This window comes from Kitasatospora aureofaciens (genome assembly GCF_001188955.3).
Classification (GTDB): domain Bacteria; phylum Actinomycetota; class Actinomycetes; order Streptomycetales; family Streptomycetaceae; genus Kitasatospora; species Kitasatospora aureofaciens.
In genome coordinates this window covers 373,000-391,620 of sequence record NZ_JPRF03000001.1, presented here as the reverse complement: position 1 = coordinate 391,620, position 18,621 = coordinate 373,000, and the positions used below count along the sequence as shown (strand labels likewise).

Genomic DNA, 18,621 nt, shown 5'->3' with positions numbered 1-18,621 from the left:
AAAACGGCGGGTCACCGTTGGTCAGCCGAGGCTCTTGCGGGCGGTCTGGAACGCCTGGGCGTGGTCGGCCTCGTCGGTGGCGTTGTGCTGGAAGAGGGTGGCGGCGGCGGTGTCGCCGGCCGTCTTGGCCTGCTGGGCGAAGGTCGGGTACATGGTCTTGGACTCGTAGGTCTCGCCGGCGATGGCCGTGGCCAGGTTGTGGCTCGTGGTACCGACCGATCCGGCCAGCGCCGCCTCGCCGGAAAAGTGCTCCTGCAGCTCCACGTCGGAGACGGCGGTGAACAGGCGCGCCAGGGCGGCGTTGCCGCTCTGCTGGGCACGCTGGGCGTAGAGGGTGTACTTGGCGTGCGCCAGGGCCTCTCCGTGCATGGCGGTGTCGAGGTTGGCCCTGGTCTGCGCCGAGGTGACCTTGGGCTGCCCGGCTGTCACCGTGACGGGGGTGATGGCCGGGGGTGCCGGGATGGCGCCCTTGCCGCTGCGGAGCGCGGTGAGTGCGGCCTTGTACGCGGCCTGGTGAGCTGCCTCGTCCTTGGCGATCTCGGTGAAGAGGTCGGCGGCGGCGGTGTCGCCGGCCGCCCTGGCCTGGCGGGCGAAGGTCGGGTACATGGTGGTGGACTCGTACCCCTCGCCGCTGATGGCGTCGGTGAGATTGGCCTCGTTGCCGCCCACGAGGCCGCTCGGCGCGGCTTCCTGGGTGAAGTGCTCACCGAGCTCCACGGCGGCCGCCTTCCGGAAGAGGTCGGCAACGGCCGGCCGGCCCTCGCGTTGCGCCTGGGCCGCGAAGAGGGTGTAGGAGACGTTGGCGAACGCCTCGCCCCGCATGGCCTGCGCGAGGTTGGTGCGTGTCTGCTGCTGCAGAGCCGGGATCGCGGTCCCGGTGACGGCCGGGCTTGCGGCAGCCGGTGCGGCGGTGACGCCGGCGCACAGCGCGACGCTCACGGCCAACGTACTGGTGACGAGAGCACGTATCGGGTAGGCGGTCATCTCAACCTCCTTGACGGGTGCCTCGTCGGGCACCCTCGCCCATCACAGCAAGACGCTCCGGACGCGGCCATCCGGGATTACCCATTCAGGTGATTACACGAAATGACGGACGCGCTGACGCCCCCTGGCTTTGTTCACCAGAACCGAGAATCGACAGCACCCCGCTTCCGGCTTCCGGACTGACGTCGTCTCTCCGTCAGCAGGCACTTCATCGCCGCACCAGGCTCCGCGGCCCTCTTGGACTGCGAGACAGACGACGAGGAGCCCGACGATGGAGTCGGCTCGGTGAGATCGATCTTGGGCCTGTGGCTACGGCGTGACGTCCAGCTCGGTGTACATCCCAGCCGTGTAGTGGCCGGGGAAGTTGCACACCAACTCGTAGCGGCCAGGCTGCAGCGTCACCGTGGTCCATCCCGTCGCGCCGGAAGTGATGCCGTCCCCGGCACCGGCGGCGCAGCTGCGCGAGACCTCGCCCAGGCTGCCGGCCTCATCGACCCGCCCACTGGGACCGGCAGGACGCTCTCCTGCGCTCTGGCCCGCCGACAAGGGCAGCACGACGACCTCGTGTGTGAGAGCTCCCGTGTTGAACACCCGCAGCGACACCACCCCGGCCGCGACCGTATCCGGGTGGCCCGCCAGACGCATCAGGCGCATGCCGTACCAACCAGGGCCGCCGCTCATCGGGGTGCGTGCGTTGGGGCCAGCCATCACGCCAGGCCCCATGTCGACCGTGGTCACATCGACCACCTGGCCCGGCAGTGCCGGCGCACCACACCGCGCACCCGGTGCCCGCCACGTCGCTGGTGCTGTACTGCGGAAGGCGCCGGTGGCGAGCAGCACTGTCGTGGCGATGCCGAGCACAAGTGCCCCTTATGAGGCCGTCCGACACGGGCTGGCAGCACCTCGCCTCCGCCGGTCACCCCGTACCCGCCGCACCGGAGGAAGCACCGTACTGCGCCGACCTGGCAGACGGGACCGTCCTGGCCCTCACCGGCAGCCGCCTCACCGAGCCGGACGCGCACCTCCTGCGGCGTTCGTCACGGAACTGCGCCAGGAGAACGAGCGAGGCCACCTGCGCCGGCTGACAGCCTGACGCGAGCCGAGCCCGGCGCCTGTGAGGACCTGACCAGATCTACATCTCAGCGCTGACGTCAGCCCGGGCGTCGAGCAATGAAGATCACCAAGCTGAGCTGACGGATCGTCGGAAACTAACCAGTCGGCAGGATGGGCCAGAGGGCGGCCAGCACGAGGTGGTGCGGGACGAGGGCAGCCACTTGACCAGCCGCAGCCGGCGCGGCAGCGGCTCGTCGAGCACCGCCTCGACCCGCTTCGCCCCGTTCTCCGCCGTGGTCGTCGCCCTTGGGGCCGATTACCGCGTCGCCTCCTCGTGCTCATGCGTGCCCCAGTGCACACAGAGCGCGTAGATCGCCAGGATGTCCAGCACGATGATCAGCACCGACCAGAGCGGGTAGCTGGCCACCACCCACATGTGCGAGAAGGCGTTGAGCGACAGCACGGCCACGCCGACCCAGCGCGCCAGCTGGCTGCCGGCCAGGATGCCGGCCGCGATCAGGGCCAGCAGGATCCCGAGGATCAGCAGGGTCCAGCCCCAGGCCCGCAGATCGCCCACCACGATGTGGGCGCCCGCGACGAAGACGTGCGACCGGCTGATCGCGGCGATGCCGTTCAGGCCGTTGAAGAGCGCCAGGATGAACACCAGTACACCGGCGAAGGTCACCATGCCGCTCGGGCAGCAGTGGTGCGTTGCGGGCTTCCCGCCCGCGCCGGTCGCCGAGGAAGAGGAAGCCATGAGACACCTCCAGCGCGGTCTCGCCCGTCCCTCGGTTGTTGGGCGACGGGTACTTCCGCCGAGTGGCTCCTACCGACCAGCCTAGGGCCGCACCACGCGGGGGGCGCGGCGTACCCAGCTCAGCCGGCTGCCATCGCCTGCGGGGCGCCGAAGGAGGAGCGGAGGATCTGGCCGCTCACCGCCAACACCCAGGCGGGGAAGGCCGGCTCCGACCAGGGAAGGCTGGTGACCACGAAGAGCGGCACCAGCGCCACCAAGCAGCCGAGCCGGCCGAGCGAACGCGGAAAGAGGGCGAGGCCGCACCTGACCGTCGTAGCGGAACGGGTGAAGACCAACGCCATCCGCATCGCCTGGCTCACCACCAGGACGGTGAGGGCGAGGTGCCGGTCGAACCCCCACAGCTGCGGCTGTGTCCCACCGGGTGCGCCCACCAGGCGCTCGGCCATGGCCGCGAGGACGAACGGCATCGCGGCGGACAGCAGCCCGCCGCCCAGGAAGAGCGTGGCGAAGAGCCTGTCCGCCCGGTGGCCGACGTAGTCCCGTACCGCGCCCATGAACCACAGGAGGAACAAGCACCGGCGATCGGCGTCAGGGCCAGCGCCATCCATAGCGCGTCCCGGCTGGTGGGATCGACACCGGCGGTCCCGACGGAGGATGGTGGGCGCGGCGGCGTCCGCCGGACAGCAACCCGTCACCGAACACCGGTTGCTGCGCGGCGGAGTGGTCCCCGGTGGCACTGTCCTGCGTAGTCTGCCCGACCATGCCGCTCTTCAACTCGCCCGCCCTGCCCGACACGATCGTTCCGGACTTCCGGCTCACAACATGCGCTTCAACCTCTCCTGCTCGGACAACGACCTCTGACCGCCAACGTCCTAGGGTGGTGATGCCGGGCCTGCGTGCCGGACGGGAGCCACGGTCATGGGCGAGTCGGCCGAGAGCCCCGTGTGCCCCGGGCGACCCCTGGGTGACCGTGGCCGCGGCGGTGGGGCTGGTCGCATCCGTTGCTTACAGTTCGTTCCCGCTGCAATGGGTGGTGGGCTCGCGGCTGAGCGTGATCCGGTCGTACGTCAGCGAGCTGTCCGTGGCGGGCCAGCCCGGGGCGTGGTGTTCCGCGTGGGCGACACGATCGGCGGGGCGGGCCTGGTCGTCCCTCGCAGCGGACCTCACGGCCTCGTGCGGGGCCCGCTCGTCCGCCCGCCTCACGCTGTCGGAAGGTGCTCTGGCCTGTCGCAGTCGGACACGTTGTCCCCCAAGCGGGCAGTGGCTGAACGCCCCGCCTCCGCGGGCCGGTCGGCCCGATCCGACCGGAAAGCGACGGTCCGATCCTCGGCCACGCCGCCTCGCTCAGCTGGGAAGCCGCTTGGACCAGCGCGGCTCGACCTGGCTCCACTCCGCGTCCCACTGGGCGTAGCGGTGGTGGTCCAGCACGCAGACCGAGCCCTTCCAGGCGGCCAGGCACAGGAGTGAGAGGGTTCCGGCGGTCATGGCGGCGGTCGTCCAGGCGGCCGCGGCGGCCTGGCCGCGGGTGAGGGGCGCGGAGGTGACCGTGTCCTGGTGGTTGACCCACAGCGGGACGGGGGTACCGGCCCGTTCTCCGGGCCACATCCGGACGGTGGCGGTATGAGTAGTGCCGTCGGCTGCCGTCCAGGCGGCGGTTGCCGGGACCCGGCTGTAGTCGTTGTTCGACGGGACGGGCGCGGCGGCGGTCAGGTGCGCGGTGACGGTGTGCCGGGCCGAGGACTCGACGTGCCCGGTGTGCATCTGGGCTCGGTAGGTCAGAAGGCCGGCACTGACCGCGGCGGCGGGAAGGCCGATGACCATGACGGCGAGCAGGACGCGGGCGAGCCACCACTGGATGCGGTCCGAGGTCCGCCGTACCGGGTTGCGCCGGCTCGGATGCGTGGACATGGCGTCCGCCTCCCACCGTTCCTGAGGCATCGGCTGAGCTGTCTTCCATCCTTGAACCCCGGACCCGTGCCGGTCATGGTCCAGGTGGCCCATATCGGCCCGAAGACCGGCCCTGAACGGACAGGGCCGACTATGCGAACAAGACCTTGTCACGCGCTGACAGGGCCGGTGGTCCCTATCAGCGTGGCAGTCCGTCTGACGACGGGGGCTTAAACGTCCGGGTAGTGCCCGCGCAGCTCGCTCTCCGCGCCCCGGAGAATGCGCTGCCCCACGGCTGTCCGAACCTCCCCGCTCGGGAGGTGCGGCGCCGCGACAGGGCTGAGCAGCCACAAGTGCACCAGCCGTACGGGCAGTCCCCGCAGTTGGGCCTCCCGCGCTGGCCACCGGGCGGCCGACAGGCTTTCGGCCGAGCCGTCAAGGCCCACGGTGATCTCCAACCGCATGCGAATTCGCCTCCTACGAGTTGCCCGAGCCGACGAGGCAGTTGCGACGGGCGGCCGGACCGACCACCTCTTCGTACCGACCGAGACGTCAGCCGGCCTGCTTCTCATCGTGGCCCCGCGGATCCCCCTCGGCATGGGCCGGTGAGCCCATACCCGGACGATGATGGACCTTGCCCGGGTCGGGTCCGAGCCGGCGAGCTCGCCCGGCCCGGGTGGCCCGCCCCATGGTCACCGACACACCGGTTCAAGCTGGCGGCTCGCCCGGCACGACGACGGGCAGGTGGGCGTGATGGACGATCTCCGTGCTCGTCGAGCCGAGCGCGAGACGGCCCCAGAGGCCGGTTGCCACGGGATCCGACCACGAGCAGGCTCGCGTCCAGCAGAACCTGCGCAGGGCGGCCGCGCTCGCGGTGGACCTCGACCGTCCCCGGCGCCCGGGGTCCTTCCTGGAGTCGGCGGACGGCGGAGCGTCGACTCGGTCGCTCGCGCGCGTCCGGTGGCAGCGGCGCCAGACGGCCTCGTCGGCGGTCCAGCGGGCGGCGGCGAGGCGCTCCGGCGAGCCGTCCACAGCAGCGAGAACGACCACGTTGAAGCGCCCCGTCCTTCGCGCACTCGCAGACGGCGGAACCCTGATGATCTCCCAGCGTTCCACCTGCTGCAACGACATCGACCTGCACACGGCCGTGGAGCTGGCCCTGACGGTGGCCCGGGTGTCGTCGTACCCCCCGTATTCCGTCGCCGAGTTCGCGTGGGCGCTCGCCCTCGCCGTGAACCGCCGCATCGTTCGCGCCACCGTCCGAGCCCACGAGTTCGACTTCCGTCTCAACGGGTTGCTGGGCCGCGACTTCCACGGACGCACGGTCGGCGTGCTCGGCACCGGCAAGATCGGTACCGTCTTCGCACGCATCGCCACCGTACTCCCCAGCACACCGCCCGGCGGGCACCTGGCGAAGGGGCCGGCAGGCCCGAAGCCCGGGACCGTCCGGCCCGTGCCCCGCCCGGCCTTCGGTGGTCCCATGGGGATACGGCCGGGCGTGCCGCGGCCCGGCACCGACCCAGGGAGGACGGCATGAAAGCCGCCGTGGGAGACCGCATCATCGTCCAGGGCACCCGGCCGGGTGCGGCCCGCAGGGACGGCGAGATCGTCGGCCTGCACCACCCGGACGGCAGCCCGCCGTACGACGTGCGCTGGTCGGACGACAACCGGGTGACCGAGTACTTCCCCGGCCCGGACGCCCGGATCCACCACTTCGACCACGAGCACGCGGCGGACCCGCCCCATCCGCACCTCTTCGCCGACTGACCGGCCGCCGCCATGACCGTCGCCGCCTGCGCCCCCGCGCACGGGCTGACCGCCACCGAGGCCGCCCGGCGGCTCGCCGAGCACGGCCCGAACGAGGTCACCGCCGACCACCGGGTGCCGCTGTGGGCCCGGATCGCCGCCCAGCTGCGCGACCCCCTGATCACCGTGCTGCTCTCAGCCGTCGCCCTGACGCTGGCCATCGGCGACCACCCGGACGCGGTGGTCATCGCACTGGTGATCGTGGTCAACACGACCGTGGGCGTGGTCCAGGAGGTCCGGGCGGAAAGCGCCGTCGCCGCCCTGTCCCGGCTCTCCGCCCCCGCCGCGCGGGTACTGCGCGACGGCGAGCATCGGAAGGTCCCCTCGGCCGGGATCGTCCCCGGTGACGTGGTGGCCCTCGCCGAGGGCGACATCGTCCCGGCCGACGCCCGGCTGGTCGAGTCGGCCGCCCTGCTGGTCGACGAATCGATGCTGACCGGCGAGTCCCTGCCGGTGACCAAGGCCGTCGAAGCCGCGGCGCCGGGAGACGAAACGGTCCGGGCGGGGACGATCGTGCTACGGGGCAGGGCGCTCGCTGTGGTCACCGCCACCGGGGCGGAGAGCGCGCTCGGCCGGATTGCCGCGCTGCTGCGGCCCTGGCCCGAACCCACCCCGCTCCAGCGGAGGTTGGCCGGGCTCGGGCGGGTGCTGGCCGCCGTGGCGGTGGGGCTGTGCGCGGTGGTCTTCGTCCTCGGACTGCTGCGGCACCAGCCGCCGGGCGAAATGGGTGTCACGGTGATCAGCCTGGCGGTCGCCGCCGTGCCGGAGTCGCTGCCCGCGGTCGTCACGCTCGCGCTGGCGATGGGCGCGCGCCGGATGGCGGCCCGGCATGCCGTCGTCCGGCGGCTGCCGGCCGTGGAGACGCTCGGCTCGGTCTCCGTGCTGGCGACGGACAAGACCGGCACGCTCACCGAGGGCCGGATGGTGGTCGAGCGGCTCTGGACGCCGCACTCGACGGCCGTCGTGACCGGCCTCGGGTACGGACCGGCAGGCGGGATCAGGCTCGACGGAACGGCCGACGACGAGGTGAAAGGTCTGCTCACCACCGCCGCGCTGTGCAACGACGCGGCACTGCGGCCGCCGACGGGCGGGGACGGCGAGTGGGGAGCGCTCGCCGATCCCACCGAAGCCGCCCTGCTGACGGCCGCCGGTAAGGCGGGCCTGGACCACGAACGGCTCCGGGGCCGCTGCGGGCGGGCCAGATCCTTTGGATCAACCTGCTCACCCACGGCCTCACCGGCGTCGCCATGGGCGCCGAGCCGCTCTCCCCCGGCGCAATGGCCCGGCCCCCGCGACCGCCGCGCCAGCACATCCTGGGCGCCGGGGTCTGGCAGCGGGTGCTGCTGCTCGGCCTCGTCGTCGCGTCCGCCTCGCTCGGCGCTGCTCTCTGGGCCCGCGGCGGCGAAGGCCGTTGGCAGAGCGTGCTGTTCGTCGCCCTGCTGGCCGCCCAGCTCGGTGTCGTGCTGGGCCTGCGCGAACGTCTGCTGACCCGCGCGAACCCGTTCCTGCCGGTGGCCGTGCTCGCCTCGGCCGCGCTCGGGGCCGCCGCCCTCTATCTGCCGTTCCTGCGCGACGTGCTGGAGACCGTTCCACTGTCCTGGGGCGACCACGCCGCGCCCGCCGTCGCCGGGCTCCTCGGGTTCACGACGGCCCGGCTGCGCAAGCAAGGGATCTGACGCATGTCGAACGCCCTGATCACTGATCTGTACGAGGTGACGATGGCCCTGTCCTACCTGCGGGAGGGCATGACGGCCCCGGCCACGTTCAGCCTCTTCGTACGGAAGCCGCCGCCCGAGCGCGGCTTCCTCGTCGCGGCCGGGCTGGAGCCCGCGCTCGACCACCTCGCCGGGCTGCGGGTGGACGAGTCGGACGTCGCCGCCTTCGCCGAGGCGCTCGACCGCCCGTACGCCGACCTGGAGCCGCTGCTGGGGCTGCGGTTCACCGGGGAACTGCGGGCCGTACCGGAGGGGCGAATCGTGCTGCCCGGGGAGCCGCTGCTGGAGGTCACCGCTCCGTTGCCGGAGGCGCAGTTCGTGGAGTCGTACCTGCTCAATCAGGTCTGCCATCAGAGCGCGGTCGCATCGAAGGCCGCCCGCTGCATGCTGGCCGCGGACGGACGGCCAGTGGTGGACTTCTCGCTGCGGCGCACCCACGGTGTCCCGGCGGCCGCGCAGGCGGCACGGCTGGGCGCGCTGGTCGGGTTCGCCGGGACGAGCAACGTGGTGGCGGCCCACGCGTACGGGCTGCGGGCAGTCGGCACGATGGCGCACTCGTACATCGAGGCCTTCGACGACGAGGCGGCGGCGTTCCGCGCCTTCGCCCGGGCCCACCCCGGGCCGGTGACGTTCCTGGTCGACACGTACGACACCGCTGCCGGAGTCGCCGTAGCCGCCGACGTGCTGCGGGAGTCGGGACTGCACGAGGGCTGCGCGGTGCGGCTCGACAGCGGGGATCTGGGCGCGCTGGCGGCCACCGCGCGGCGGATCCTGGACGGGGCCGGGCTGCCCGGTGTCCGGATCACCGCCAGTGGCGGGCTGGACGAGTACGGGATCGACCAGTTGGTTCGGTCGGGGGCGCCGATCGACGTGTTCGCCGTCGGAACGCTGGTCGGAGTCTCGGCGGACGCGCCGTACCTGGACGCCGCGTACAAGCTGGTCGAGTACGACGGGCGGCCGATGATGAAGCTCTCGACGGGGAAGGTCACCGCGCCGGGCGCCAAGCAGGTGCACCGGGGGCCGGGGCTCACCGACACCATCGCGCTCCGGGACGAGCCCGCCCCGCCGGGGACCGAGCCCCTGCTGCGGACGGTCGTGGTGGGCGGCAAGCGCACGAGCCCGCCGAGCACCCTCGCGGACGCCCGTGCCGCGTTCGAGGCCGATCTCGCCCAGCTCCCGTCCGCCGCACGGCGGATCCGCTCCCCGCAGCTGCCGTCTGCCGCCGTGTCCGAGCGGCTGTCCCGCCTGACCGCCGACGTCCGTCAGCGGATCGAGGACCGGGTAGCGGCCCTCAGTAGGGCAACGGGCGGCCGGACGGAGTCCGCAGGTCCTGTGGCGGGGGCTCGTGGGGGCGGGTCGGCCGGGTGACGACCCTGATCCGGGTCATCGTGGCCACCTCCTCGTTCCGATCCCCTCCACTCTGCCGTCGCCTGCCTCGGGGCCCCAGGGCCCCGAGGGCCGACCCGGGCCGCCGGTCGGGAGCGTCCGGGGTGGGACCGCCGGACTCGGGCCCCGGGGCCGGTCGGCCCTCGTGCCGACCGCTGGGCCCCGGCCAGCATGGAAACAGGGTCCGGAGCCGGACCGGAGGAGGAGCCATGACATCCGCGAGTCCCGACGGCCCCCGCCGTCCCGTCGTCCTCGGCGTCGACGCGCTCGACACTGGCCTGATGACCGCCACCTGGGCCGCCGACGAGGCCGACCACCGCGGGCTGCCGCTGCGGCTGGTGCACGCCGTGCCGTCCCTGTTCAGCGAGTTCCGCGCGTTCGACCACGGCCGCTACCACAAGGCCCTGCGCGAGCGCGGCGACCAGGCACTGGACCGGGCGGCCGCCGCAGCCCGCGAGCGGCACCCCGGTCTGGAGCTCGTCACCGCCGTCGATGAGGACCTTCCGGCGCTGGTGCTGTACCGGGAGTCCGCGCACGCCGAGCTGATCGTGCTCGGCTCCCGCCGCCTGAGCCGCGCGCAGGAGGTGCTGAACGCCTTCTCGGTGACAGTCCCGGTGGGCGCCCAGTCCCACTGCCCGGTCGTCGTCGTGCGCGGCCCCGAGCACGTCACCCAGGCCCCGCCCTACGTCGTGGTCGGCGTGGACGGCAGCCCGTCCTCGGCCGCCGCCGTCGACTTCGCCTTCCGGCTCGCGGACGAACGCCGGGCCGCGCTGCGCGTCCTCTGGGTGTGGCAGCGCCCACCGATCGGCAACCTCGACGAGGCGACCGCCGAACAGACCTTCCGCGAGCTGCTGTTCGAGTCCACCGCCGGCCGGCACGAGCGCTACCCCGACGTGGCCGTGACCCACGAACTGGTGCACGGCCATCCCGTCGAGGAGTTGGGAGCCGCCGCCGAGCACGCCCTCGCCGTGGTCGTCGGCCGCCGCGGCCAGGGCGGTTTCACCGGTATGCGGCTCGGCTCCGTCCCGCACGGCCTGCTGCACCACGCGTACTGCCCGGTCGTGATCGTGCCCGCTCCCCGGCACTGAGCCGGACCGATGCCGGGAGACGCCGCACAAGCCGACTGCCGCCCGGCGCCTCCCGGCCCGGTGTCCCGTGCCACGCCCCCACGACCGACCCGGGACCGTCCGGCGGCCCTATCCAGGCCGAACGGCCCGTATCCGGACGGCGCTCCCGGCGCGAGCCTGGGGGCGACGAAAGGTGGAGACCATGCACACCGTGATCGTGTACGAAAGCATGTACGGGAACACTCGCGAGGTCGCCGAGGCCATCGCCGACGGCGTCCACCGGGCCGACCCCTCCGGAACCATCGACTGTCTCGCGCTCAACGAGGCCGGAAGCGACGTGACCCGCACGGCCGATCTCCTGGTGGTCGGCGGCCCGACCCACATGCACGGTATGTCCTCCGGGCTCAGCCGCCATCTGGCCGCCTACACCGAGTCCCGGAAGGAAGGCCACGAGACCGCCGCGAAGGAGGCCCGGGAGACCGCCGAGAGCCAGGGCCTGCGTTCCTGGTTCCAGGACCTCCCGAGGACCGAACCGGGCACCTACGCCGCCGCCTTCGACACCCGGGTCGACACGCCCCGGGCCGGCGGCGCCGCCAGGGGCATCGCCAGTCGCCTGTCCCGCCACTCCTACGACCTGGTCGCCGAACCCGAGGGCTTCATCGTCGAAGGCACCGACGGCCCGCTGCGCGCCGGCGAGCTCGACCGCGCCCGCGACTGGGGCGCCCAGCTGGTCTGAGCAACCCGGCTCCGCCCGGGAGGAACGACCATGCAGCACCGCACCGTCCGCGACGTGATGACCCTGGACGTGGTCTTCGCCCACCGCGAGACCATCTGAACAGCATCGAGCCGGGCCGGACCCTGCGGGACCGGCCCGGCTCGATGCTGTGGCTCAGGCCTTGCCAGGAGACTTCGACCGAATCACTGCCACCGGGCACGACGCGTCCTGCAGCAGGGCGTGGCTGACGGACCCGACGGCGAGTCCGTGGAAGCCGCCCTTGCCCCGCGACCCGACCACCGCGAGGTCGGCGCGTCCCGAGGCGCGGATCAGCGCGTCGCTCGGCCGTGAACGGACCAGCTCCACCTGCACGTTGATGTCCGGGTACCGGGCCCGCAGCACGGCCAGCCCCCGTTCGCACTCCTGCCGGTAGTCCTCGGCGATCTGCTCGGGGTCAGGGACGGTGCTGTCGTCGGGCGGCGTCGGCAGCCCCCAGGCTCGCAGGACGTGCAGCGCGGCCCTGCGCAGAGAGGCTTCCTCGAAAGCGTAGGCGAGCGCCGCCGAGGAGGACTCGGAGCCGTCGGTGCCGACGAGGATGCGGTCGTTCCCGCCACTGACGTACCCGACCACGACGACCGGTGCCTCCGCGTGACCGGAGACCTGCAGGCTCACCGAGCCCAGCAGGACGTTGCTCAGCCCGCCCTCGCCCCGGGCACCGAGCACGACCGCGCTCGCCTGCTTGGACAAGTCGACAAAGACGGCCGCCGGATGCCCGACCATCAGCTCGGCCGACACGTCGAGGCCAGGCCGGCTCTCCTTCGCGATCGTCGCGGCCTCGGTCAGGATGTCGACACCGTGGTCCCGGACGCTGAGCCACATGCCGGGCGGGTGGAACGGGATGTCGTGCTCCCAGGTGGGCAGCACGTGGACGACGCGCAGCGCTGCGTTGTGCAGGGCCGCCTCGTGGGTGGCCCACATCAGGGCGCGCAGGCTCCGCCCGGAGCCGTCCACACCGACGATGACTGGTTCGGTCATGACTGGGCCTCCAAAGGTCAGGCGGTAGCTGTGTTCGCGACACGCTCGTGCCGCCTGCCGTGCCCGCCAGGTCTCACCACGCACTCCGCGTGCCTCCCCTCACGGCCAGGCTCGCTCGCCCACGGGGCCGCCCATAGGGCCGGGTGGCCCCGCTCAGTGGAGGCGACCGGACCTTGGACGGCTCGACTCCGGACGGGCACGGTGGTGTGGTGGGAACGGGAGCAGGATCGGTCGCCGTGGTCCGCTCAACGCCCTCGGGCAGCCGTTCGTGTTCTACGCCGACGAGTTCACCGGCCGGGGCAGCGTCCTCTACCACCGCTACGACGGCCACTACGGCCCGATCACCCCGCCGGATAGCCAGACCCCCTTCAAAAGGAGCTCCACCGTGAAAACCGACAGGTCCGCCAAGCCACCGGACGTAGCGCTCCACCCAGCCGGCCGGGACGTCGAGAGCGCCGTCGAGCGTGTCGAACTGCTGGAAGCCCAGGTCCAGGCCCTCGGTCAGGCCATCCGCGCCCTCATCCAGGGCATGGAGGAGATCCCCGACCAGGAGCCCGACGCCGAACGCCCCGCCCGCGCCGCCCGCCTCGCCCACGAACTCCTGCTCTCCCAGGGTCTCTAGTGTCCTGAGTCTGGAATTTCATTCATAAATATAGACTGGGGCTGTGGCGCGGACGGGTCGGCCGAAGGTCGAGTTGGTGTTGTCGGAGGATGAGCGGGCTGCCCTGGAGGGGTGGGTGCGTCGCCGGTCGACGCCGCAGGCCTGGGCTTTGCGGTGCCGGATCATCCTGGAGTGCGCGAGCGGCGCGTCCAACAAGGACGTCGCGGAGCGGCTGGGATCGACGCCGCATGCGGTCGGCCGGTGGCGGGCCAGGTTCGTCGAGCACCGGATCGCCGGTCTGGGCGACATGCCCAGGCCGGGAGGTCCCCGCACGGTGACCGACGAGCAGGTGGCCGAGCTGGTCGCCAAGACCCTGGAGCGCACCCCGAAGGACGCTACGCACTGGTCGACCCGGTCGATGGCCAGGGAGACCGGTCTGTCCCAGTCCACCGTGTCACGGGTCTGGCGCGCGTTCGGACTGCAGCCGCATCGCGCTGAGACCTTCAAGCTGTCCACCGACCCGTACTTCGTGGACAAGGTCCATGACGTGGTCGGCCTCTACCTCGACCCGCCCGAGCGTGCCCTGGTGTTCTGCGTGGACGAGAAATCCCAGATTCAGGCGCTCGACCGGTCCCAGCCGGTGCTGCCGATGATGCCGGGCGTGCCGCAGCGGATGACCGCCGATTACGTCCGCCACGGCACCACCACCCTGTTCGCCGCACTCGAGGTCGCCACTGGCAAGGTCATCGGCTCGCTTCACCGCCGCCACCGGGCCGAGGAGTTCAAGAAGTTCCTGCTCCGGCTGGACAAGGAGGTCCCCGAGGGGCTGGATGTTCACCTCGTGCTGGACAACTACGCCACCCACAAGACGCCGGCGATCAAGACCTGGCTGCTCTCCCACCCTCGCTTCCACCTGCACTTCACCCCGACCGGCTCGTCATGGCTCAACCTGGTCGAGCGCTGGTTCGCCGAACTGACGAACAAGCAGATACGGCGAGGCGTCCACAAGTCCGTCCAGGCCCTCGAAGCCGATATCCGTGACTGGATCGCCACCTGGAACACCGACCCGAAGCCCTACGTCTGGACCAAGACCGCCGACGAGATCCTCAACCGCCTAGCCGGATATCTGAAGCGAATTCCTGACTCAGAACACTAGGCACTCAGGGATAGATCACGATGGCACACCAGCTCTTCGAGCGCCTGCTGCTCGCCGCAGGAGGCGCAGGCACATGTTCCTGCGTGAACGGCACGACCCGCCCTCCCTTCCCAGGCAATACCGACCGGTCCCGCACGCGCCTCGGCCGGAGGGCGCGACCTCCACGGCTGAACGGCCCCCCTTGCGGTGGGTGAACGATGTGGGGAACGGTCGTGCCGAGGCCCCGGAAGATGCGCTGTGGCTGCTCAGCCCGCCGGCCAGCCGACGGCCGTCGAGAGGACACCGAGCGCGCCGGCACCGAGGAGGGCGCCGACGACGCCGCGCCGCGCGGCAAGCAGTCAGAGGGCAGCCACCGCGGGACCCCGTACTTCCAGGCGTGCTGCAGTGCCACGGCCAGCGGGACCGCGGAACCGGCGACCGCGCCGATGACCGCAGGGCTGGCGCCACCGAAGAACGCCTGGACCCGCGGGTCGGCGCGCAGCGCGTCGAAGTGCCGGCCGCCGAAGATCACGAACAGGAACGACGGGGCGAGGCCACCGCGGCGGCGAGCAGTCCGCCGGGAATGCCGGCCGCCGCGTAGCCGACGACGGCGACGGTCTGGACCGACCGGGCCGGGGGTGATCTGGCCGAGGGCGACGGCGTTGAGGAACTGGCCGTCGGTCATCCAGTGGTACTGGTGGACGGCGTCGGTCTGCATCAAGGGGATGATGACGAATCCGCGGCCGTAGGACAGTGCGCCGACCTTGAACGCCACCCACGCGAGGGCGAGCAACCCGCCGCCGGCCGGGGCCGCGAGGGCCAGCGGGAGAGGCCGCGCGCTCCGCCGTCGCGGCCTCGGGGCGGCCTCGCGGCGGGTGTGCACGGCGACCTCCGGCAGAGGGGCGGCGACGAGCACCAGGACCATCCATGGGCCGATCAGCAAGGCCGCCGCACCGCCGGCCAGCACGTAGCCGGTCCAGCGGGCCTGCGCGGGCCTCTGCCCGCCGACCCGCTTCCAGCTCGCCGGCACGAGTGAGGTGGCGGCCTGCACGGCGACCGCCGCCACGGCCGCCCCCGCCCCGGCCGCGGCTCCGCTCACCCACAGCGGCGGGCTACACCACCGATTACGGGACAGAGCCGGATCACTGACACCACCCTGCGTGTGCTCCAGCACGACCTGGACCTGGAGGAAGCCGCCCGCGGCGACACGTGAAACCCTGCCGCTACCCCTCCGGCAGGTCCAGGACCTCCGTCAGCGGGCAGCGCGGGCTGGCAACGCCGGGCGGGCCGTATCCGAGGCGCAGCACCAGCTGGACGTGGGCGGGGCCCTCGGCCGGGTCGCGCAGGCGCCAGCGGGTGTCGGGGATCTCGATGGCCTGGTGCAGGACGGAGGCGCGCAGGCCGTGGACGGTGGCGAGCAGCCAGACCCGTTCCATCGCCTGACCGGTGCGCAGCCAGTCCGCCTGCTTGTCGAAGTGAGTGCTGAGGATGGCGATTTGGGGCAGGGCCTCGAAGCGTGCGGCTGGGGTGGCATGGCGCGGCGGGTGGCCGGTGAAGCCGCGCATCGGGATGCGGGCGTCGCGGTCGTGTGAGCCGAGGGCGGCGAGCGGGATGCCGTCGCAGGAGGGTTCGAGGCGCAGCCAGGAGTGAGTCTCGGCCTCGCGGGTGGCGTCGGCGGCGATCCGGGCCTCGGCCTCGGAGGTGAGGGCGAGCACCCGGCGTACGCCATCCTCCTCCAGCATGGTGAGGGTGACGCCTTCCTCCCGGGCGGCTGTGATGAGGTCGGCGACGAGCGCTTCGGGGACGTCCCGATTGGCGAACGGGTGGCGGCTGGAGTGGCGCCCCGCGATGGCCGGGTAGAGGTCGGCGCCGAAGGGCTGCGATGAGCGGGCCCGCGCAGAGAGATCGAGCACGGCGCACGGCTGCGCCCCCTCGCCCTCGGGCAGCAACCGGAGGGAGGCCTCGCGGCCTAGGCGGGCGGCGGCCACGCGCAGGTTGAAGACCGCAGCCCCGATCGAGATGTGCATCGCCCTGCCGTCCGGGTCGGTGACCGGGACCGCCCGGGCCAGGTCGGCGTGGACTTCCAGGCCGCTGCGGTCGGGGGTAGGACGGAAGTGCCAGGGCTGGCTGTTGTGCAGCGACGGGGCCAGGCCGCCGGCTTCGGCGAGCAGACGCAGGTCGGCGGCGGTGAGGGCGGTTCGAGTGGTCATGGCGGGTTCACTCCCTGCTGCCGGCGGGGAGCGCCGGTGATTCGATGGTCCGCCGCGCCGGGGTGTCCGGTGAGGGCCCAACGGCCCTGGTCTCACCGGCCGAGCGGCCTGATGTGACGCCTGCACGGGTGTCATCGGCCGGCCGGGGCCAGGAGTTCGATGTGGCCGTTGCGCAGGTGGTTGCGGTGACCGTCCGGAAACTCCAGCCTCAGGCTGTGGTCCGCCGGGGCGTCCACGACGACGGCGCTCTCGACCGTGCCGTAAAACGATTCGCGGTAGATGCAGACGCGGTCGCCGACGTGGAATAGCACCGTCTCCGAGATGATCATCGGGCTCACCTTCCGGTCCCCGTTGGGATGCCCCCACCATGACGTACGGGCGCGAGGGCCGCCGAGAGTCAGACGGCCCCGGCTGCGGCCCTCCCCCGCCCTGCTTCGCCTGGGCCGTCAGCCCTCCCCCGCCGGCCCGGCCTCCATCCACGGCAAGGGCCCAGTGGCGGGCCGAACGGCCCTGCCGACCCGCCCCCGGCAGCACGTCTCCTGGGTGGTGGAGGCCCAGCCCACCCAGCCGGGCCCTGAGCACCGGAGGCACGGCCGTGCTGACCGACGACTCTCGCACCACCACCCAGCTGCTGCTGCACACCGCCACTGGGCGAACCATCGCGGTCTCCCACTACATCCCAGCGGTCCTGTCCGACACCGGCCGCATCATCCTCGACACAACCCTCGACCCGTACGACCCCGACCAGGTCTGGATCTCGCTCACCCGGGGCGAGGCCCGGCAGCTCGCCGGGATGCTGCTGCGCCAAGCCGCCGCCGTCGACCGGCCCCTGGCCCCGCGGGCCGGACGGATCGAGATCGACCCGGTGGCCGGAGACCTGTACGCGGTCGGCGTCCGCTCGCACGCCCTGGCCGTCGGCCAGCCGCTCGACGCGGGCGGCGCCGACACCGCGCCGACGCCCGTCGAGCTGTGCGCCTCCACCCTGGCCTCCTGCACCGCTCACTACACCGGCGGCTACCTCGACCGGCACGGCTTCAGCCGCGACGGCCTACACGTCACCGCCGGCTTCACCGTGTCCCAGGACCGACCGGCCCGGATCGCCTCGGTGTCCGTCGAGATCACCGCCCTCGGTCTGCCGCCGGACCGGGAGGCGGGCTTGCTCGCCGTCGTCCGCCACTGCACCGTGAAGAACACCCTCGACCACCCGCCGGCCGTCAGGGTCTCACTGAACGGCAGCCCGAAGGCGAGCGCGTCATGAAGGCCGAAGACTTGATGACCGCGCCACCGGTCACCGTTCGCCCCGCCACGACGGCCTTCGAGGCCGCGCTGGTCATGGAGCGGGAGGCGGTCGGCTGCGTGCTCGTCACCGACCACGGCCGATTGTGCGGCATCCTCACGGACCGCGACCTCACCGTCCGCGTGCTCGCCCACGGCCCGCACCCCGCGCAGCCGGTCGCGGAGCTGATGACCACCCCGGTCGTCACCGTGGCCGGCGATGCCGACCTCGACACCGCGTACCGATCCTTCCGCAACACCGGCGTGCGCCGCCTGCCCGTCCTCGACGGCGACCGTCCGGTCGGCATGCTGACCGTCGACGACCTGCTGCGCGACGTCGTCGAGCGGCTCCTCGACCTCCTGATCCCGGTCTCCCGCAGCGCTCTGCGCGAGAGCGCGGCCTGACCACACCACGAAATACCGCCCCCTTTCGCACTGGAGCACACCATGACCGGCGACCTGCTCAGAAGGTTCCCCTTCACCTACCAGTGGCCGTCCTTGCCGGACCTCTTCGAGGACTTCCCCCCGACCTACGGATGCCGGCCGGCGAGCACATGATCCGCATCGAGGAGTCCGAGGCGGACGGCGTCTACCAGCTCAAGGCCGAACTACCGGGCGTCGACCCCGACAAGGACGTCACCATCAGCCTCGACGACGGCGTCCTGACCGTCCGCGCCGAGCGCAGCGAGGAGAAGAAGGACAAGCAGCGCTCCGAGTTCCGCTACGGCTCCTTCACCCGCAGCGTCCGGCTCCCTGCCGGCGTCCGCGAGGAGGACGTCACCGCCGCCTACGCCCAGGGTGTCCTGACCGTCCGCGCGCCGATCGGTGAAACCGAGAAGCCCGCCCGCAAGATCGAGATCACCCACGGCAGTTGACCCGACCGGTCGGGCGGCCCACACCCGCCCGACCCCGGGAGGAGCGAATCATGACCACCTGCACCGCGACCCCGTTGCGCACCAAGCCCTGGACCCTGCGCCTGGACTTCTTCGAGGAGG

21 protein-coding genes and 2 pseudogenes are annotated in these 18,621 nt (G+C 72.3%); 13 read left to right on the top strand and 10 right to left on the bottom strand.

Annotated features, from left to right (window positions below):
• Positions 1–21: 21 nt before the first annotated feature.
• Both HS99_RS01810 and HS99_RS01805 read right to left on the bottom strand, forming a co-directional pair.
• Positions 22–984 carry a ferritin family protein gene (locus HS99_RS01810; RefSeq protein WP_191093631.1) on the bottom strand — a complete coding sequence of 321 codons (963 nt, stop codon included), beginning with the start codon at positions 982–984 and terminating at the stop codon, positions 22–24.
• Between the two features lie 309 nt (positions 985–1,293).
• Complete coding sequence (locus tag HS99_RS01805) at positions 1,294–1,845, bottom strand: sulfocyanin-like copper-binding protein (protein ID WP_030556306.1); 552 nt, start codon at positions 1,843–1,845, stop codon at positions 1,294–1,296.
• An 11-nt stretch (positions 1,846–1,856) separates the two neighbouring features.
• On the opposite strand from HS99_RS01805, the gene HS99_RS01800 reads away from it, so the two are divergent.
• Positions 1,857–2,069, top strand: coding sequence for a hypothetical protein (locus HS99_RS01800; RefSeq protein ID WP_030556308.1), 213 nt, complete (start codon positions 1,857–1,859; stop codon positions 2,067–2,069).
• 284 nt (positions 2,070–2,353) lie between these two features.
• Here the strand turns inward: HS99_RS01800 and HS99_RS01795 are convergent, their stop codons facing one another.
• The 4 genes from HS99_RS01795 to HS99_RS42180 all read right to left on the bottom strand — a co-directional run bounded on the left by HS99_RS01795 (position 2,354) and on the right by HS99_RS42180 (position 5,145).
• A complete protein-coding gene (locus HS99_RS01795; protein WP_141763638.1) occupies positions 2,354–2,794 on the bottom strand; it encodes a DUF7144 family membrane protein in 441 nt (146 codons plus the stop codon).
• A 119-nt stretch (positions 2,795–2,913) separates the two neighbouring features.
• Positions 2,914–3,366: a hypothetical protein gene (locus tag HS99_RS01790; RefSeq protein WP_141763637.1), complete on the bottom strand. Its 453-nt coding sequence runs from the start codon at positions 3,364–3,366 to the stop codon at positions 2,914–2,916.
• Between the two features lie 772 nt (positions 3,367–4,138).
• Positions 4,139–4,702: an Rv1733c family protein gene (locus HS99_RS01785; protein ID WP_043482100.1), complete on the bottom strand. Its 564-nt coding sequence runs from the start codon at positions 4,700–4,702 to the stop codon at positions 4,139–4,141.
• Positions 4,703–4,911: 209 nt separating this feature from the next.
• Complete coding sequence (locus HS99_RS42180; protein WP_030285925.1) at positions 4,912–5,145, bottom strand: universal stress protein; 234 nt, start codon at positions 5,143–5,145, stop codon at positions 4,912–4,914.
• A gap of 599 nt (positions 5,146–5,744) precedes the next feature.
• Between HS99_RS42180 and HS99_RS46105 the strand changes: the two are divergent.
• From HS99_RS46105 to HS99_RS01740, 7 genes and pseudogenes are all read left to right on the top strand, one after another.
• Positions 5,745–6,107, top strand: a pseudogene (locus HS99_RS46105) (NAD(P)-dependent oxidoreductase); the annotation flags it as partial.
• A 107-nt stretch (positions 6,108–6,214) separates the two neighbouring features.
• Complete coding sequence (locus HS99_RS01765) at positions 6,215–6,448, top strand: DUF1918 domain-containing protein (RefSeq protein ID WP_030558311.1); 234 nt, start codon at positions 6,215–6,217, stop codon at positions 6,446–6,448.
• 12 nt (positions 6,449–6,460) lie between these two features.
• Positions 6,461–7,375: pseudogene (locus HS99_RS46100) on the top strand (HAD-IC family P-type ATPase); the annotation flags it as partial.
• 299 nt (positions 7,376–7,674) lie between these two features.
• Positions 7,675–8,163 (top strand): cation transporting ATPase C-terminal domain-containing protein, encoded by a 489-nt coding sequence (locus HS99_RS46095; RefSeq protein WP_305953096.1) that lies wholly within the window; start codon positions 7,675–7,677, stop codon positions 8,161–8,163.
• A gap of 3 nt (positions 8,164–8,166) precedes the next feature.
• The gene (locus HS99_RS01750; protein ID WP_046386127.1) at positions 8,167–9,570 is read left to right on the top strand and encodes a nicotinate phosphoribosyltransferase; all 1,404 of its coding nucleotides are present in this window, start codon (positions 8,167–8,169) and stop codon (positions 9,568–9,570) included.
• Between the two features lie 227 nt (positions 9,571–9,797).
• Complete coding sequence (locus HS99_RS01745) at positions 9,798–10,676, top strand: universal stress protein (protein ID WP_030285934.1); 879 nt, start codon at positions 9,798–9,800, stop codon at positions 10,674–10,676.
• A gap of 181 nt (positions 10,677–10,857) precedes the next feature.
• On the top strand, positions 10,858–11,391 hold the full coding sequence (locus HS99_RS01740; RefSeq protein WP_030285936.1) for a flavodoxin family protein: 534 nt from the start codon (positions 10,858–10,860) through the stop codon (positions 11,389–11,391).
• A 153-nt stretch (positions 11,392–11,544) separates the two neighbouring features.
• Here the strand turns inward: HS99_RS01740 and HS99_RS01735 are convergent, their stop codons facing one another.
• On the bottom strand, positions 11,545–12,405 hold the full coding sequence (locus HS99_RS01735) for a universal stress protein (protein ID WP_030285938.1): 861 nt from the start codon (positions 12,403–12,405) through the stop codon (positions 11,545–11,547).
• A gap of 268 nt (positions 12,406–12,673) precedes the next feature.
• On the opposite strand from HS99_RS01735, the gene HS99_RS47575 reads away from it, so the two are divergent.
• Together HS99_RS47575 and HS99_RS01725 are read left to right on the top strand one after the other, a co-directional pair.
• Positions 12,674–13,027 (top strand): hypothetical protein, encoded by a 354-nt coding sequence (locus HS99_RS47575; RefSeq protein WP_267885606.1) that lies wholly within the window; start codon positions 12,674–12,676, stop codon positions 13,025–13,027.
• Positions 13,028–13,070: 43 nt separating this feature from the next.
• Positions 13,071–14,162, top strand: coding sequence for an IS630 family transposase (locus tag HS99_RS01725; protein ID WP_063737761.1), 1,092 nt, complete (start codon positions 13,071–13,073; stop codon positions 14,160–14,162).
• A gap of 4 nt (positions 14,163–14,166) precedes the next feature.
• Here HS99_RS01725 and HS99_RS01720 read toward each other — a convergent pair whose 3' ends face one another.
• From HS99_RS01720 to HS99_RS01710, 3 genes are all read right to left on the bottom strand, one after another.
• On the bottom strand, positions 14,167–15,315 hold the full coding sequence (locus tag HS99_RS01720; protein WP_234344561.1) for a chromate transporter: 1,149 nt from the start codon (positions 15,313–15,315) through the stop codon (positions 14,167–14,169).
• A 49-nt stretch (positions 15,316–15,364) separates the two neighbouring features.
• A complete protein-coding gene (locus HS99_RS01715) occupies positions 15,365–16,351 on the bottom strand; it encodes an Acg family FMN-binding oxidoreductase (RefSeq protein ID WP_043481573.1) in 987 nt (328 codons plus the stop codon).
• 131 nt (positions 16,352–16,482) lie between these two features.
• Positions 16,483–16,680, bottom strand: coding sequence for a hypothetical protein (locus HS99_RS01710; RefSeq protein ID WP_030285944.1), 198 nt, complete (start codon positions 16,678–16,680; stop codon positions 16,483–16,485).
• Between the two features lie 266 nt (positions 16,681–16,946).
• On the opposite strand from HS99_RS01710, the gene HS99_RS40460 reads away from it, so the two are divergent.
• The 3 genes from HS99_RS40460 (at position 16,947) to HS99_RS01695 (ending at position 18,501) form a co-directional block, all read left to right on the top strand.
• The gene (locus tag HS99_RS40460; RefSeq protein WP_232790748.1) at positions 16,947–17,609 is read left to right on the top strand and encodes an OsmC family protein; all 663 of its coding nucleotides are present in this window, start codon (positions 16,947–16,949) and stop codon (positions 17,607–17,609) included.
• Positions 17,606–18,031 carry a CBS domain-containing protein gene (locus tag HS99_RS01700; RefSeq protein WP_030285948.1) on the top strand — a complete coding sequence of 142 codons (426 nt, stop codon included), beginning with the start codon at positions 17,606–17,608 and terminating at the stop codon, positions 18,029–18,031. The genes HS99_RS40460 and HS99_RS01700 overlap by 4 nt, the downstream gene beginning before the upstream one ends.
• Before the next feature lie 149 nt (positions 18,032–18,180).
• Entirely contained in the window at positions 18,181–18,501 is a 321-nt protein-coding gene (locus HS99_RS01695) for an Hsp20/alpha crystallin family protein (RefSeq protein WP_046387015.1), read from the top strand.
• Positions 18,502–18,621 lie beyond the last annotated feature (120 nt).